Below are 16472 nucleotides of genomic sequence, written 5' to 3'. Positions count from 1 at the left end.
GCCCGAATCGGCTCCTCCTAAAGCCTGCAGGCCGCTAATTGGCGGACTCTTTCTCTTCTTCGCGACGCGATAAACCCAGTTTTTCTTTCAGGCGGGCAACGGCCTCGGGGTCATAGGTTTTTTTGACATTGCGGTGTTTGACAATCACGGCCGCACTCCGGTTGGTTTGCATCACGGCCTCAGGACCCGATGCACTGTAGGCGGATAGACGCTCGGCATATTGTGACGCATAATCGGTGGCGTTTTGAGGGTACGGATACTGAGCATCGCTTTTCACCGGTGTGGCGGGTGCTGCTTTGGCTTCCGCCGGGTTGCGCGCATTTTTAAGCCCCTTTTCAATTCGCCGCTTGATTTTAGCCGCTGCACGCTCTGCTTCGTCTTCTGTAACAACCGACACGGGATTACCCTGCAAATCAACACGCATTTCCCGGGCTTTCAGGCAGGCCAGGTAATCGAGGCGGCGGGTAAAAATAACCACGGCTTCACGCAACTTGCTTTTGGATAAACCGGCTTCAGCCGCTTCCTCAGCAAAGGCAAGAATGTCGTCCATAATGCCGGTCTTCAGCGGTTGAATACGCTGGCTGTTATCGAAGACCTCCGGGAATTTTTTCGCCAGCCAGTTCAATGCCTCATGCCGGGCCCGTTTGGAATGGTTTTTTTGAGATTTGTTAATTACTGCTGTAAGAGGATGAAGTGCTTGCCTTCTCATGCTAAAACCTTGTTGAATAATCGAACAATAGGAACAATGTCGCCTGTTTGTCGAGAGACTGTATTGAAGTTGCGAGTGGCCTATTGCAAAACCAATTGAATACCACGTTCATTGCAAAATGCGCATGCAATGTACAATGTTTGGCGGTCAATTGCAAGACATTGCCCTGCTTCCTTAAGGATTCGCCAAATGAAATTTGATCAGTGTATACTTTATTTATCTTTGCTACAGAGTACTATTCGATGAAACGACTGTTTTTTTTCTTTTTATCAATGGCTTTTCCATGGCTTGTTCTGCTGATTAAGGATAACCCGGGTGGTGCCGTTATGGCTCTGATTATGCAGGCCTCTATCATTGGCTGGATACCGGCCGGCCTGTGGGCGATGCGTGTTCTTAACGAATCTGAAAAAAAGACGCCTTCTGCCCGCTGATCGTATACCCTTCTTAATATTTCCACGGAGAAACACATGACGGCTCGCGTTATTGTAAACGGCGCCCTGGGCAAAATGGGCAGCCTGGCCTGCGAAACCATTCGGCAGCACCCTGATTTTGAACTGGTGGGGGCACTGACGCGCAAGGATGATCTGCGCCGCGCCATTGTTGAAAAACAGGCCGCCATTGTGGTTGATTTGACCCGCGCCGACAGTGTGTTTGAAAACAGTCTGGCAATCATTGAAAGCGGGGCACATCCAGTCATTGGTACGTCGGGTTTACTGGATAACCAAATTGCAGCCTTGACTGAACTCTGCCATGCCCGAAAGCTGGGCGGCATTATCGCGCCCAATTTCTCTATCAGTGCTGTCCTGATGATGCGTTTTGCGGCCGAAGCGGCGCGTTACCTGGCCGATGTTGAAATCATTGAAGCGCACCACCCGCAAAAATACGATGCGCCTTCAGGTACCGCCTTAAAAACAGCGGAAATGATCGCTAAAGCCCGTGAGGCTGGTGTTGAACCTCCGGCCACCCATGAACTGCTTGCTGGTGCCCGCGGTTGTCAACATCAGGATGTCCGCATCCATTCACTCAGGCTGCCTGGCGTCATTGCTCGCCAGCAGGTGGTTTTTGGTTCCCTGGGCGAAACCTTGTCCATCACCCATGACAGCATTGATCGCGCCTGTTTTATGCCAGGTATCGTGCACTGTTGTCAAAAAGTCCAGCAGCTCGATGGCCTGTACTATGGCCTCGAACACATCCTCTGATGACTCTGACTTCAGCCACGCGCTGAAGTCAGAATCACGTGCCTATAATTTTACTCCAGTCGTGGCGTCGCTGCTCTTCGAGAAGGATTCCTCCTTGATGGAATCCAGCTTAGCCAGCGACAAATCAATAATCGACTGAGGGGATTTACTCACACAGAGTTCGCGGAGCAGGGCGTAGACTTTCTGCGTTGTTTCGTCGCGTTTGGTGTTTGTCATTGGTCTTTCCCTGACCACTGCATAGATCTCAGCCAGGATCGTTTCCGAGGCAGAGACATGCTGGCTGGGATCAAACCGGTCAAGGATGAGCGTGATCTGGTTAATTCCTGTCGGTGCACTCAAGCTCCACCACCCCAAACCCAACGTCGTTGTCCTCTCGTGCCAGAATCTCCTTTGACCCATTATCGCCTTTAACTTGTTTAACAGAGCCACGCGGTCACTTTCAGACAGTTTTTTTGCCGCTTCAATATCAATGGCTGCCTTATCACTGTGCTGTTTTGAGCCCAGAACCACCCGTTTGACTTCGTTATTGCTGGCCAGGCAGTCATCACGTGTCAGAATATCCGGCTGTCCCGACAATTCACGGATAGCCTGCGCTATATCTGCCGGTAAATAAACATCTGGCGTTTTCAAGCCTTCAGAACCAGGCGCATTTTGCCCGGCATGCATATGCTGGTGCCGGCTAAGATAAATTTTCGCAACCAGCTCCACAAACTGCCTGCGTTCAAGCCCTGTGTCATTGTAACTGGGCCAGTAACCGTAAATGTAGCGGTATAACAACATTGCATCCGTATGAATGGCTTCGATTGCCTTGCGATCTTTTCCGCTGACACAGGATCCATAGCTCACGCCCTGCATCTTCATCATCAGCAGGTTTTCAAGCGAACTTAAGAACAGTTCACGGCCATTGTAATCGAAAAAGGTTGCCGTACCCCAACCGGATTTCAGTGCGGCCTCGTATTCATTGGCCAACAGGGCCAGATCGCTTATATCCTCAATCAGGGAGGAAGCCGCTTTGTTCGTACTGCCCAGAGAGCGCCAATCAAGCTCTGCGGCAAAAAGAGGTTGCCAATCTGACCAGGTTAAATTGCTTTTTTCATTGTAGAGCAGATTAATCAAGGCCTGCCTGACTTGAACAGCCTGGGTCAACGGACCTGAAACAGCCGCTGGCGCCTGTTTTAATGCCCTGCTCTCCTCAACGGCTTGTTTAACCAGGTCCTGCCACTCCGAAGCGGAAAGATTCACCTGGCTTAGGTCCAACCTGGACGCCAGGGTCTTCAACACGGAGTAATCCTTTGAATTTTTATTGCTCTCACTGAAAGCGACACGCTGCCTGATAAGAGAGGCCAATGCCTGCTCTTCCCTATCCTTAAGTTTCAACTCGCCCAGGCGCTTTTCAAGGTGAGAAAACGTTAGCAATTCACGTGCACTGTCGAGCAGTGCCTGGCATTCCGGGTCCGTTGAAGAGGTCCATAAAACATAGCGGGCGACATTAAAAGGATGGTTGGAAGTGAAGATGTCAATACCCTTACCCTTGCTGTCCTGTCTTAGAGTTGACACTATTTTTTGACGCTGCGCTTCGAGATATCGATCCGGTATAAACCCATCCGATAAAGGAACCGGGCTGATTAGCGTTTGCAGCAGCATTTTTTTGTGGCCGCCTTTCCCAAGGGTTACTTCACGAATTTTTGCCCCGTTGCGCTGGGTATGCAGCCGGCTGACTTGTTGAGGATAGTCCTTCACCTCCCGCGAACCCCCGTGGCTTGAGCGATACCGTCCGTCAAAGGCTCGAACGACCTGGGCTTCCGAATTCAGGATCATGAATTGATGCTCACAAAAATTGGGCAACCCCGGCAGTGTTCGCAAACGGCTGGGTAAAAACGACGTGACTTCGGCTATATTTTTATTGCTTTTTAAGGCATGTTTTAATAATTGCTGTTCATAGGCCGGCAGACAAACATACCAGAATGGCAGCTCGGCAATGTCGGTTAAATGATGCGGATTGACGTGTTTTCCGGTCTGCATGTCATCAACCAGCTGATTGAGCCCGTTCAAAGCCTGACTGATATCAGCCGACGGATTCGAAGACGAACGAAGCACCGCCGTGATGAACTCCCGGCGAGCGGAAGTCAGGGAAGAAAACCAGGACGGAACCACCTCACTCTGGTTTTTGATTTTCAATAACTCGTTGTCAATGTTTTTATCTTTTTTAATGTCATTCCACAGTATGGTAAAATCATTCACACTGCCTTTTAACATCTCCAGTTTGGTTGGCGTGGGTTGCAGACCATGGAGATAAACCTGCTGCTGAACCGGCAAGGCACGGAACCAGTCCGGGGTAGTCGACAGCACCGATGCTTTTATTTTTTCAAGTTCTTCGCGTGTCTCGTCAGTCAGCGGAGGTAATTGCGTGTCCCATTGCAGAATAAAATGGGCTTCTCCATGAATATTGATGGGGGACAGCGTTGCCAAATCCGGACGCCCCGTCATCATGAGATGGTATTGTTCCGCTTTGTTAAGCAGTTCAATGGCTTCCTCCCAACGGTGTTCCGGCTTGACATGGCTGAGCCAGTGCGTGACCAACGCCTCAAGTAATTTACGCGTGTATTTTTTAAGGATTTCTTCGTATTGGTCTCTGGATAAGCCCTTTGCAAAAACGAACTCGCTTTTAGCCCAATCCAGATAAGATTCGCTGTTAAATGATGTTTTGGATTGTCTGGAAACGGACTTGACTATCAGAGAAAATGCCTCTTTGAATGAGTCGGCGCGAAGTTGATAACTGCGCTGCAAATCGGCTGTCAGTGAGGCCTCTTGAATATCGAAATCCCCGCCTGCTATTTCTTTTAAATTATTTAACTGCGTTTCGCTGAGCTTGATGTCATCCTCTACACGTAAGATTGTTTTTTTTCCCATCGCTATGATTCCTTTACCTGCACTGGTCCTTTATTATTGAATAAATCAACCGCATAAACAATTTATTGTTCATGTTTTTATTAAGAAAATCATTTTGTTCATGCTACACTGATCATCACTTCAGCAAACAGGCCTAAAAGGATGATCACAGTTAAAACCAACGATTTCACCGGCTACTCTGAATCCGGTTTGGACGATGCACTGGCTCAGGCACTGCAGAAAGCAGGCGAATACCAGCGTGTTGAAGTCATCGAGACACGCAGTTCCCACACCACTGACGACAAATCCTACCAGGTTACGATTACTGCTTACACAGACTGATTTTTGCTGACAAAAACAATGTTTTACAAGGAGTTTAATCATGGTTTACTCAGTCGATCACTACATCAATGGTAAAATTTATACTCACAGTACTGAAGATCAGCGCACCATTTACAATCCTGCTCTGGGCGAAGCCATAGGACAGGTGCCAATCGCCGGGCAAGAAACCTGTCATGCTGCCGTCCATGCAGCCCAAACGGCCTGGCCGTCCTGGTCAGAGACGACCCCGATCAAGCGGGCGCGCATACTGTTTAAGTTCAGGGACTTACTGGAAAAGAATCAGAACGAGCTTGCTCATGCCGTCACCCGCGAACATGGCAAAACCTTAGACGATGCCAAAGGGTCCATCGCGCGGGCCATTGAGGTCGTGGAGTTGCATTGCGGTATTGTCAGCCAGTTGCAGGGCAGTTTTTCTGCGAATGTAGCCGCTGACATGGATTGCCATACGCTCAGGCAATCACTGGGCGTCTGTGCCGGCGTATCGCCATTTAATTTTCCAGTGATGGTGCCGGTATGGATGATGATCCCGGCCATTGCCTGCGGCAACACCTTCATTTTAAAACCATCCGAACAGGACCCTTCAGCGCCGCTGCGTCTTGTGGAATTGTTATCCGACGCCGGCCTTCCTCCCGGGGTGGTCAACTGTGTTCAGGGCGATAAAACCACGGTGGATTGCCTGCTGCACCACCCGGATATTAAAGCCTTTACCGCGGTGGCTTCAACGCCGGTGGCAGAATACATTTATCGCACCGCCGCGGCCAATGGCAAACGCGCACACACCTTCGGCGGCGCGAAAAACCATTGCGTGGTCATGCCGGACGCGGATCTGGATCAGGCAGCCCAGGCGATTACCGGGGCGGCGTATGGGTCTGCCGGCGAACGCTGCATGGCCCTGTCGGTGGTTGTGGCCGTGGGTCATGAGACAGCCGATCGGTTGCTGCACAAACTAACGCCGCTTATTCAGGCCATTCGTGTGGACACCGGCGACAACCCCCACAGTGAAATGGGGCCGTTAATCAGTCAGGCGCATAAGCAGCGTGTCGTGACTGCCATTGATGCAGGAATCAATGAAAAGGCGTCTCTGGTGATCGATGGCCGCGCTTTCCGTCATGCCAAATACCCGCAGGGTTATTTCTTGGGACCAACCCTCTTTGACCATGTGAAGGAAACCATGTCCATTTATCAGAATGAAATTTTTGGACCGGTGTTGTGTATCGTTCGCGTTGACACATTGGATGAGGCGCTGGCGATCATCAATCGCAACCAATACGGCAATGGCACCGCCATTTTTACACGCGACGGTTACAGCGCACGCGAGTACAGCCAACGAGTGCAGGTGGGCATGGTGGGTATTAATGTTCCCATTCCTGTGCCTGTCGCCAACCATCCTTTTGGCGGCTGGAAGCAGTCTTCCTTTGGCGATACCAACATGCATGGGCTGGAAAGCATCAATTTTTATACCCGTCGCAAAACCGTCACCAGCAAGTGGCCTGTAAGCCCATTAAATACCAGCGCGTTTGTCATGCCAACACATGATTAATTAACAGTGAGCCGGCTTTCGGGCCGGTTGTTTATGAGGGAGAGAACATGGCACGGATTGGTTTTGTCGGTCTGGGTCATATGGGTTTACCCATGGCCATCCGTTTGATTCAAGCTGGACATCAAGTGACCGGTTTTGACTTGCAACAGGAGGCGCTCACGGCGCTGGCCAATGCCGGCGGTCTGTGCGCCGCCTCCATCAGTGACGTAGCGCGGGAAAACGACTGTTTGATTACCATGCTGCAAACCGGCGAGCAGGTCAAGCGCGTTTGCCTCGGTGATGACGGGCTTTATGCGCAGGCAAACGGCAGGCTGCACATCGATTGCTCATCCATCGATGTGCAAAGCGCCCGTTACCTGCATCAACACGCATCAGCCAATCAGGTACTGGCGCTCGATGCCCCCGTCTCAGGCGGTGTGGCCGGTGCAGAGGCAGGCACGCTGACCTTCATGGTCGGCGGTGAGATGGCTACGCTGAATCAGGCGATGCCGATTTTAACCGCCATGGGTAAAAAAATTATCCACACCGGTGAAGCCGGCAGCGGGCAGGCGGCTAAACTCTGTAACAACATGATTCTTGGCATCTCCATGATTGCCGTGTCTGAAGCCTTTGTTCTGGCTGAAAAGCTTCACCTCGCCGCCGATAAATTGTTTGAAGTCGTTAACAGTTCCAGCGGACAATGCTGGGCGATGAGCAAGTATGTGCCTGTCCCCAACCTGCTGCCGGACGTTCCGGCCAATCGCAGTTACCAACCCGGATTTACCGCCGCCATGATGCTTAAGGATTTAAACCTGTCCCAGCAAAGCGCCAAAGCCGCCGGAGTGGAAACGCCGCTCGCGGCAAAGGCCACCGCCTTATACCAGCAGTTTAACCAACAAGGGTTTGGCGAACTGGATTTTTCAGCCATCATTAAGTCACTGGAGTGCGTGGAATCATGAATAAATCCGTGATTAATACTCTGCCGGCTGAGGTAACGCGCTTCTGGGAACAGCAAGCGTATGAGCTGGTATGGCAACAGCCCTGGACAGAGGTGTTTACCGGCGAGTTTGGTCATCTGAGCTGGTTTGTCAACGGTCAACTCAATGCCTGCTACAATTGCATCGACAGGCATTTGCCGCAAAAAGCCAATCAGGCCGCCATTATCTGGGAGGGTGATGAAGAACATCAACAGCGGATACTGACCTTTGCCATGCTGTATGAAGAAGTCTGTCGGATGGCCAACGTACTCAAATCCTTAGGCATTCAAAAAGGCGATAAAGTCGGTATTTACCTGCCGCTCATTCCTGAGGCAGCCATTGCCATGCTGGCCTGTGCACGCCTTGGGGCAGTGCACACGGTGGTATTCGCCGGTTTTTCATCGCAGGCCTTAGCACAACGGCTTGAAGCGTCTGCCTGCAAACTGCTGATCACGGCCGACAGTTATCATCGAGGCGGCAAACTTTACCCGCTAAAATCCCAGGCCGATGAAGCCAGCCGCGGCCTGCCTTTGAAAACCCTGGTGATTCAACATAACCAGAGCACGGTGTTTTTTGATGAGCAACGCGATTACTGGTGGCATGAATTACGCGACACCGTGGATTCCCGCTGTGCACCCGAACCCATGGATGCCGAGGATCCTCTCTTTATTCTTTATACTTCCGGCAGCACTGGCCAACCCAAAGGGTTAGTGCATACCACAGGTGGTTACCTGGTGCAGACCGCATTCAGCCATCGCCATGTTTTTGCCTGCAAACCGCATGAAATTTTCTGGTGTACCGCGGACGTGGGCTGGATTACCGGTCACAGTTACGTGGTCTATGGCCCCTTGTGCAATGGCACGACTACCCTGATGTTTGGCGGCGTCCCTCACTGGCCCAATCCATCACGCTGCTGGAAAATCATTGATAAATACCATGTTCATGTGTTCTACACTGCACCGACCGCCATACGCGCCTTAAAAAGAGCCGGCGATGAATGGCTTGACAGCACCTCACGTCAGAGCCTGCGCCTGCTGGGTTCGGTGGGAGAACCCATCAATCCTGAAGTCTGGCTCTGGTATAAAGAGCAGGTTGGCCTTAATCGCTGCCCGATTGTGGATACCTGGTGGCAAACCGAAACCGGGGCCATCATGATTTGCCCGCAAAATCCTGAAACGGCAAAACCCGGTGCCGCCTGTCAGCCTTTACCCGGCATTCACCCTGTCCTGCTCGATGACGAAGGGCATGAAATCAAGGGGGCCGGGGAAGGCGCGCTGGCCATGAAATACCCCTGGCCATCCATCGCCAGAACCATCGCCGGCAACCATGACCGTTATTTGAAAGGTTATGTGGGCAATGGGTATTACATGACGGGTGACGGCGCACGCCGCGATACGGATGGAGATTACTGGGTTACCGGGCGCATTGACGATGTCTTGAACGTGGCTGGGCACCGTCTGGGGACAGCGGAAATCGAAAGTGCCGTTGTCGCCCATCCCTATGTGGCGGAGGCCGCTGCCGTGGGTGTGCCTCATGAGATTAAAGGCCAGGGCATTCACGTTTTTGTCACATTAAAAAGTGGTTTTCAACCCAGCGACGAGTTGTATGATCAGCTCATGGAGCAAGTCAAAAACAGCATTGGCGCCATTGCCAAACCGGATGTGTTGCAGTGGGTGTCGGATTTGCCTAAAACCCGTTCCGGCAAAATCATGCGCCGCATCCTGCGTCAGATTGCCTGTCGTAATGTCAGCCGCATGGAAGAATTAGGCGACCTGTCCACGCTTGCCAATCCTCAAATTGTCGAGGAACTGATGAAGGACTTGCTGCATTAAACTGCCCGGCTTCTTTTTTGTTAAGAGGCCGGCCATTCAAACCAGCTATCCAAGCGGGTAATCAACTCATCAACGCCCTCTTTTTTAAGCGAGGAAAAAACCTGAGCCGACACCAAATCGCCCAGCAACTGATACTGACGCTTGACTTTGGCCACGGCGTTTTTAGCTTCGCTTTTATTTAATTTATCGGCTTTGGTTAACAAGGCATGCACCGGAATTTCCCGATCCAGAGCCCAGTCGATCATCATTTGATCCAATTCCTTTAAGGGATGACGGCAATCCATGACCACAACCAACCCCTTTAAGCATTGACGCACTTCAAGGTAATGAGCCAGGTGTTTTTGCCAATCTTCCTTGACCTGCAAAGCCACTTTCGCATAGCCATAACCAGGGAGATCCACCAGCCGGCGGGATTCATCCAGGCTGAACAGATTGATAAGCTGGGTACGGCCCGGGGTTTTACTGGTGCGCGCCAATTGTTTGATGCCCGTCAGGCAGTTTAACGCACTTGATTTTCCCGCATTGGAACGGCCGGCAAAAGCCACTTCGTAACCGATGTCTTCGGGCAATTGATTGACACGGGCGGCGCTTTTTAAAAAGACAGCCTGGGAGTAACGATTGATTAACATTATTTTCAATTTCATTTTGGGATTTTTACTCAGGCAGTGTACCATTAAATGAGGAAGAACCCCCGGGGGAAACATGAAAAAAATGGTATTTGTTGTCGCATTACTGAGCTTAACCCTGGCTCAGGCTGCCCCGCTTTCGCCAGAAACGACCAGCACGACGACCACTCCAGTCAAAACAACCGCTGAAAAAGCCGCCGTTTGCGTGGCCTGTCATGGTGAAAAAGGAAACAGTGCCAATCCGGAATGGCCTAACCTGGCCGGGCAGCATGCCGGTTATCTGCTCAAACAGCTTAAAGACTTCAAAGCGGCAAAAACCCGTAATGTGCCAGCCATGACCGCGATCGTCGCTGGCATGAGCGAGGAAGATATGGCAGAATTAGCGCAGTATTATGCCGAGATGCCGCTGGCTGAGGCCAGTACCCCGGAAAAATACTTAAAACGCGGCGAACAGCTTTACCGCGGCGGCGATTTCAACCAGCACATCACCGCCTGCATTGCCTGCCATGGCCCTAAAGGCACAGGCAACGCCCAAGCCGGTTTTCCCGTGGTTTCCGGTCAGCATGCGCCCTATGTCATTCAACAATTAAAGGCATTTAAGGAACGTAAACGCACCAACGACTTAAACAGCATCATGCAGGACATCAGCGCCCGCATGAGCGATGACGACATGGCCGCTGTTGCCTATTACATGCAGGGCCTGTACTAATTAACCAGGAGAGATAGACGTATGTTACGACGTGTTTTAATGATGTTTGCTTTGTTATTGCCCTTAAGCGCTTTGGCGGAGGAATTTGTCGCGGGTAAAGATTATGAACTCATCAAAGGCAATGAGGCGGCGGCTAAATCAGGCCCCGTGACGGTGACTGAGTTTTTCAGTTACGGCTGCCCCTGGTGCTATCGTCTTGAACCCTCATTAAACCAATGGGTAAAACAACAGGGCGCGAAAATTCAATTTTCCCGTGTGCCGGTAGTCTTTAACAAAGACTGGGCTTATTACGCCAAGGCGTATTACACCGTCAATCTGCTGGGTCAGGGTGCCAAATTAAACCCCATCCTGTTTAAAACCATCCAGGCCAAACACGGTGCTTTAGCCAGCAATGACACCATGATTGATTTTTTAACCAGTCAGGGCATCGACAAGGCCACCGCAGAAAGCGCGTTCAAGCATTCCACGACGATTGACATGCAGTTGAATCAGGGCAGTGCGCAAATGGCACAGTTCCATGTTACCGCAGTCCCTGCCGTGGTCATTAATGGCCAATACAAAACGGATCTGCAAATGGCACAGGGCGAAGACCGGCTATTTAAAATCCTTACTTACCTGGTTCAGCAAGCCGCTAAAAAAGAAAGCCATTCTTAAGTAATGGCCCTGCATCAGGTCTTGATTTCAGCCTGATGCAGGGTTAACCCGCAAAACGTCTTTTAACGAAATGAAGCAATTCCATCTCAATTTTCTTGCAGAATTCGGGAAAATCAGGGTGGTTAACGACCGATTTATCGAAATGAATTTGCCCCCGTCGAATGGTCATTAACTTTTTGTTGTTAAAAATCACCTGGTAGGGATCATTACTCGCCTTCATGGTTTTTAAGACAAGCATCTCCACTTCCTCCCGCAAACGCTTTTCACCACAACCCCGTGCAATCAAGGGAGCCAGTCTGTAGAGCGCCTCGCGGTGGCTTTCGCCATGATTCAAGATGGAGCGTATTGCTGCGGCCGTACGGGCAGAGACTTTGGAAATATCACCAATGGCCTGCCACAATGTTTCCGGTATTTGCGAAAAAGCCAGGTATTGACTCAGACGGCTGCTGCTGATACCCAATTTTTCAGCGAGAATGTCTTGGGTCATGCGTTCCGTTTTAAGAATACCGGCATAAAAAAACCCTTTGGAATAATCCGAAACGTCCTCTTTTTCATTCTCGGAAACAAGGCAGGCAATGGCTTCATCAAAAGTCAAGGTTTTAATGACGGCCTCTACCGGAAGATGATGGGTTTTACAGGCCAGCCAGCGGCGATAACCGGCAATCACCACATAGTGTGCCCCGGGATTATTGCGAGGTTTGAATTCCTGAGAGGCTTTGACTACAACAATAGGCTGGGATTGGCCTTTCGAACGGATACTGTTGGCCAGCGCGGCAATATCGCCTAATTCAAACCCTTTTCGGTCACGAAACTCCCAGGTATCCAGTAAATCACAGTGCAACGAGACTATTTTTTCATCCAGATGGCATTCCTGCTCTACTTTATGTAACTTCTCATGCAACGTAGCCGACAAACAAAAACCCTTCATACTAAATCCTCTCATTTACCGCCCGAGATGGTGCTGTGGAATTCACTTTTTGCGTGTCCGTTTGCTTTTGATGATTAAAAAATGTTAATAATTCTTCAGCCAGTTTTCTAAATTCCTTATGGCTGTCACTGTTTTTATCAAAATCCCCCACCCACTTTCCTTCAAACGCCGCTTCAAGCACGGCTGTTTTCGATGAAATCATGGTTTTAAACGCAAGGCCCGACTTGTTTAACTCATCAATCAGCTGATCCGAAAGCCGTTGCCGCTTTTTAATTTTAACGCCTAAGATTTTAAAGGGTTTCTGAGACATTCTTGGGACGGCAATTGCGTCGGTTAAATTGTTTTGATCAAGAAAACTTGGGGAGCAGGGTAAAATGACGAAATCAGACAGCATGATGGCTTTGAATGCGGCCGGCATGTAGTTGGGCGGTGTGTCTAAGAGTACAAAATCGTATTGTTTACGCAGGTGCTCAATTTTATCCATGGGCTTGTCATCGAATAGCGGTTCAATGAATTTGATGGCAGTCCCCTGTTGTGCCCACCGAATGGCATCGGGTTTGTCTTTATCCATGTCCGCGACAATGACTTTATATCCCTGTTCAATCAGCGCTCCCGCCAGATTGACGCTGGTAGTCGTTTTGCTACTACCCCCTTTTGCTTGACTTACCGCGATGACAAATCCCATAGTTGCTCCTCAAAGAAGACGCTTCAATCAAACAATACCTCTTTGACATTGTTTTCGCCCGTTTCTTAATTAACTTTAGCAGAATCTTAAATGCCTGGATTTTCCAGACTTAAAATACCTGTATTAAAGTCATAAGCAAATATCTCGGCATATCGCCCCCAGTCAATCATGGTACGCAATACGCGTTCTGCCTCTTTTTCGCTTAAATAGTCTTCCAGCTTGGATAAAAAGCGCTCTTCTGACACCCGATGCCCGACTTTTTCATCCAGAACCCGGCGAATATAGCGGGCTAAAGGCACGTTTTCCAACAATCGGCGTGCAAACAGCGTCTTGCGCTCCTGCAAATCGGCCTCAGAAAACTGCTTACCCAGCTCGCTCAACTGGATATCGCCATGCGATACCTTGGCAAAACCTAAAATCTCCAGGGTTTCAAGAATAGGGAATAAATCGTCGATGTTCATCATCAACTCATCAGCCAATTCCGGCAAATCAATGCGCTCTTCAAACGAGGTCATGGTTTCAATCAAACCGGACAACTCCGATGGCTCAACGTCCGGCAAGCGGTAACCTAGACCAATTTGCCTCTCCCGCAGTGCACGCTTGGCTTTTTCTTTTGGACCCGTTGTCATTAAAGTATAGATAGTATCGACCAAATCGTGAAATTCCGGCGTTTCAGGATTTCGGGGTTGATGCAGAGGCACCTGCAATTCGGCACGGATATAGCCTGGGTCACTGCCAAAAATAACGATGCGATCAGCCAGCATCGCGGCTTCTTCAATATTATGGGTCACTAACAGGATGCCATTGGTATTGGTTTTTTTCTCCTGCCACAGCTCGAGCAAATCCGACTTCAAGTTCTCCGCGGTCAGCACATCCAGAGCGGAGAACGGCTCGTCCATCAGCAAAACGTCTGGATTAATCACCAGGGCCCTTGCAAATCCCACGCGTTGGCGCATACCGCCTGACAATTCCTTGGGAAAGGCCGACTCAAACCCATCGAGGCCAATGATATCAATGGCCTCGATGGCGCGCTGTCGTCGTTCTTCACGGCCTACCCCCTGGGCTTCCAGTCCTAACTCCACGTTTTCAAGAACGGTAAGCCAGGGCATTAATGCAAAGGATTGAAACACCATGGCGATGCCCGGTACAGGACGGGTCACGGGTTGTCCGCGATACGTCACCGTACCCGAGGAAGGGGGTACCAGCCCGGCAATAATGCGCAGCAACGTCGACTTACCAGAACCTGATTTGCCGAGCAAAGCAACGATTTCACCTTCCCGTAGGTTGAAATTCACGTCTTCCAGAACCAATAAATCCTGAGCGGAAGCCTTTTTAAAAGATTTGCGGCAATTTTCAAGGGCGATAATCGTTTCTGCCATAGGATGCCTCAGTTGAAATTAAAGCGCTCTTCCGCCAGCCGGTAGAGAGGTCGCCAGATTAATTGATTAAACGCCAGTACATAAGCACACATCATCATGGTTCCTAACGCAATACGGGGGAAATCCCCGGCAATGGTACTGGCCTGAATGTATTCGCCAAGGCCGGTGGCACGCAGGGTGGTATTTCCCCAACTCAGCCACTCAGCCACAATGCTGGCGTTCCAGGCGCCGCCTGCTGCGGTAATGGCGCCGGTAATGTAAAAAGGGAAAATACCGGGCAAGGCCAGACGCTTCCACCAGGGCCATCCTTTTAATCCAAAATTATCCGCAGCCAGGTATAAATCGCGCGGGATGGAGGAGGCACCGGCAATCACATTAAATAAAATATACCATTGTGTCCCCAAAATCATCAAAGGTGTGACCCAAATCTCAACGTTTAAATGGAATTGAACGATGGCAATCACAAACAACGGGTAGAACAAATTGGCAGGGAACGCGGCAGCAAACTGGATAACCGGTTGAATTTTCTGAGCAAGGCGCGGTCGAAGACCAATCCACACGCCGACAGGAATCCATAGCAGGGAACTGAAAACAATCAGAACAATCACTCGCGTACCGGTCGCGGCCCCAAGCAGAAAGACATGGGCCACATCGCTTAAATGCAGTTTAGCCAGAATAAAGCGCAGCAGGAACCACCCGCCGGCCACAATGGCCAGGGTGAGCAGGGTATTCCATATCCAGTCCAGGTGTCTCTGACGTCGGTAGTCAATTTCTTTAATGGCTTTCGGGCCTAACCGGCTAAACCAGCGGGCATTGACAAAATTGTCTTTGACGATGGCAATTCCCCGGCCAACCCGCTTCATCAGGCGGCTGCGGCGGATTAAGTCAACCAGCCAGGACTGATACTCTTCTTCATCAGGCGATTGTTCCATCTTAAATTTTTCCGACCAGGCAATCAGGGGTCTGAATAACACCTGGTCATAAAGAAAAATAACAATGACCATGGTCAGGATGGCATAGCCTACGGCATGCAAATCACGGCGTTCAATGGCCAAGGCGATGTAAGAACCGACGCCTGGCAAGCGAATATCCTGATGCGCCACCGCAATCGCTTCAGACAAAACCACGAAAAACCAGCTTGCCGACATCGACATCATCATATTCCATATTAACCCGGACATGGAAAAGGGAACTTCCACTTTCCAGAAACGCTGCCAGGCGGACAATTGAAACATGGCAGCGGCTTCCTTTAAGTCATGCGGCAGGGTTTTAAGCGACTGGTAAAATCCAAAGGTCATATTCCACACCTGGGCGGTAAAAATGACAAAAATCGACGCACACTCCGGTCCTAAAAGGCTGTTGGGAAACAACCGGATGAATCCGGTAACCGTAATCGATAAGAAACTCAATACCGGCACCGCCTGCAAAATATCAATCGCAGGAACAATGACTTTTTCCGCACGCCGGTTTTTAGCCGCTAAAGCCCCCACTATAAAGGTAAAGATAATCGATAGAATCAGAGCAATGAACATGCGCAATACTGTACGCAAAGCATAAAATGGCAATTTCTGCGGTGCAAGCGAGATAGGCAGGGGATCGCCCAACTGATAAGGACTCGCCATCTGCTGACCGGCCCAGCTTAAAAAATAAATCACGGAGAAAATGAGAATCAGCAGAAAAAAATCCCAGCGGTTAAAAAACCGGCTGACGTTTTCGCGATTGGCAAAATAAAAACGACTATTGCGCACGAAGTCTCCCCCGATTGATAACCTCATCAGTACTGCCTGAGATTAATAATCAATTAAATGACGCTTGTTTAGCGGATACACAGGTCTTGGTCGGGATTAAAAAAACCAAACCGTCACGTCCTTCTATTGTTATTGTCCCTCGGATCGGAATGAGACTGTCAATTTATGATCTGGCAATTTTGCGAGGCTGTCTCAGGGCATGAAACGACATGCTCAACGACAAGACAGCCTGGTGAAATTGCTGAATACAAAAACCGATTCTCCCTATCCTGCAAG

General features: G+C 50.1%; 15 protein-coding genes. 8 read left to right on the top strand and 7 right to left on the bottom strand.

What is annotated here, in order from left to right:
• Positions 1–34 precede the first annotated feature (34 nt).
• Positions 35–709, bottom strand: coding sequence for a ProQ/FinO family protein (locus Lrub_RS14370; protein WP_058532777.1), 675 nt, complete (start codon positions 707–709; stop codon positions 35–37).
• Positions 710–951: 242 nt separating this feature from the next.
• On the opposite strand from Lrub_RS14370, the gene Lrub_RS14365 reads away from it, so the two are divergent.
• Positions 952–1140: a hypothetical protein gene (locus tag Lrub_RS14365; protein WP_058532776.1), complete on the top strand. Its 189-nt coding sequence runs from the start codon at positions 952–954 to the stop codon at positions 1138–1140.
• Between the two features lie 36 nt (positions 1141–1176).
• Complete coding sequence (gene dapB, locus Lrub_RS14360) at positions 1177–1908, top strand: 4-hydroxy-tetrahydrodipicolinate reductase (protein WP_058532775.1); 732 nt, start codon at positions 1177–1179, stop codon at positions 1906–1908.
• A 42-nt stretch (positions 1909–1950) separates the two neighbouring features.
• Here dapB and sidP read toward each other — a convergent pair whose 3' ends face one another.
• On the bottom strand, positions 1951–4818 hold the full coding sequence (sidP, locus tag Lrub_RS14355; RefSeq protein ID WP_058532774.1) for a Dot/Icm T4SS effector PI-3-phosphatase SidP: 2868 nt from the start codon (positions 4816–4818) through the stop codon (positions 1951–1953).
• 141 nt (positions 4819–4959) lie between these two features.
• Here sidP and Lrub_RS14350 point away from each other — a divergent pair, with 141 nt between their 5' ends.
• From Lrub_RS14350 to acs, 4 genes are read left to right on the top strand one after another with little or no spacing between them, the layout of a single operon-like run.
• Entirely contained in the window at positions 4960–5139 is a 180-nt protein-coding gene (locus Lrub_RS14350) for a hypothetical protein (protein ID WP_058532773.1), read from the top strand.
• 40 nt (positions 5140–5179) lie between these two features.
• Positions 5180–6679, top strand: coding sequence for a CoA-acylating methylmalonate-semialdehyde dehydrogenase (locus Lrub_RS14345; protein ID WP_058532772.1), 1500 nt, complete (start codon positions 5180–5182; stop codon positions 6677–6679).
• 47 nt (positions 6680–6726) lie between these two features.
• Positions 6727–7617 (top strand): 3-hydroxyisobutyrate dehydrogenase, encoded by an 891-nt coding sequence (gene mmsB / locus Lrub_RS14340; RefSeq protein ID WP_058532771.1) that lies wholly within the window; start codon positions 6727–6729, stop codon positions 7615–7617.
• Entirely contained in the window at positions 7614–9467 is a 1854-nt protein-coding gene (gene acs, locus Lrub_RS14335) for an acetate--CoA ligase (protein WP_058532770.1), read from the top strand. The genes mmsB and acs overlap by 4 nt, the downstream gene beginning before the upstream one ends.
• 20 nt (positions 9468–9487) lie before the next feature.
• Here the strand turns inward: acs and yihA are convergent, their stop codons facing one another.
• Complete coding sequence (gene yihA / locus Lrub_RS14330; RefSeq protein WP_058532827.1) at positions 9488–10096, bottom strand: ribosome biogenesis GTP-binding protein YihA/YsxC; 609 nt, start codon at positions 10094–10096, stop codon at positions 9488–9490.
• Between the two features lie 73 nt (positions 10097–10169).
• Between yihA and Lrub_RS14325 the strand changes: the two genes are divergently transcribed.
• On the top strand, positions 10170–10802 hold the full coding sequence (locus Lrub_RS14325) for a c-type cytochrome (RefSeq protein WP_082651526.1): 633 nt from the start codon (positions 10170–10172) through the stop codon (positions 10800–10802).
• Positions 10803–10823: 21 nt separating this feature from the next.
• Entirely contained in the window at positions 10824–11456 is a 633-nt protein-coding gene (locus Lrub_RS14320) for a thiol:disulfide interchange protein DsbA/DsbL (RefSeq protein ID WP_058532769.1), read from the top strand.
• Between the two features lie 43 nt (positions 11457–11499).
• On the opposite strand, the gene Lrub_RS14315 is transcribed toward Lrub_RS14320, so the two are convergent.
• The 4 genes from Lrub_RS14315 to Lrub_RS14300 all read right to left on the bottom strand — a co-directional run bounded on the left by Lrub_RS14315 (position 11500) and on the right by Lrub_RS14300 (position 16196).
• Positions 11500–12384, bottom strand: a complete 885-nt coding sequence (locus Lrub_RS14315) for a ParB/RepB/Spo0J family partition protein (protein ID WP_058532768.1) — start codon at positions 12382–12384, stop codon at positions 11500–11502.
• Position 12385: 1 nt separating this feature from the next.
• Entirely contained in the window at positions 12386–13069 is a 684-nt protein-coding gene (locus tag Lrub_RS14310) for a ParA family protein (protein WP_058532767.1), read from the bottom strand.
• A gap of 86 nt (positions 13070–13155) precedes the next feature.
• On the bottom strand, positions 13156–14448 hold the full coding sequence (locus Lrub_RS14305; RefSeq protein ID WP_058532766.1) for an ABC transporter ATP-binding protein: 1293 nt from the start codon (positions 14446–14448) through the stop codon (positions 13156–13158).
• 8 nt (positions 14449–14456) lie between these two features.
• A complete protein-coding gene (locus Lrub_RS14300; protein ID WP_058532826.1) occupies positions 14457–16196 on the bottom strand; it encodes an ABC transporter permease in 1740 nt (579 codons plus the stop codon).
• Between the last annotated feature and the right edge of the window lie 276 nt (positions 16197–16472).

The sequence above is a fragment of the Legionella rubrilucens genome (genome assembly GCF_001468125.1).
GTDB classification, from domain to species: domain Bacteria; phylum Pseudomonadota; class Gammaproteobacteria; order Legionellales; family Legionellaceae; genus Legionella_C; species Legionella_C rubrilucens.
This window is presented reverse-complemented; position numbering and strand designations above follow the sequence as displayed.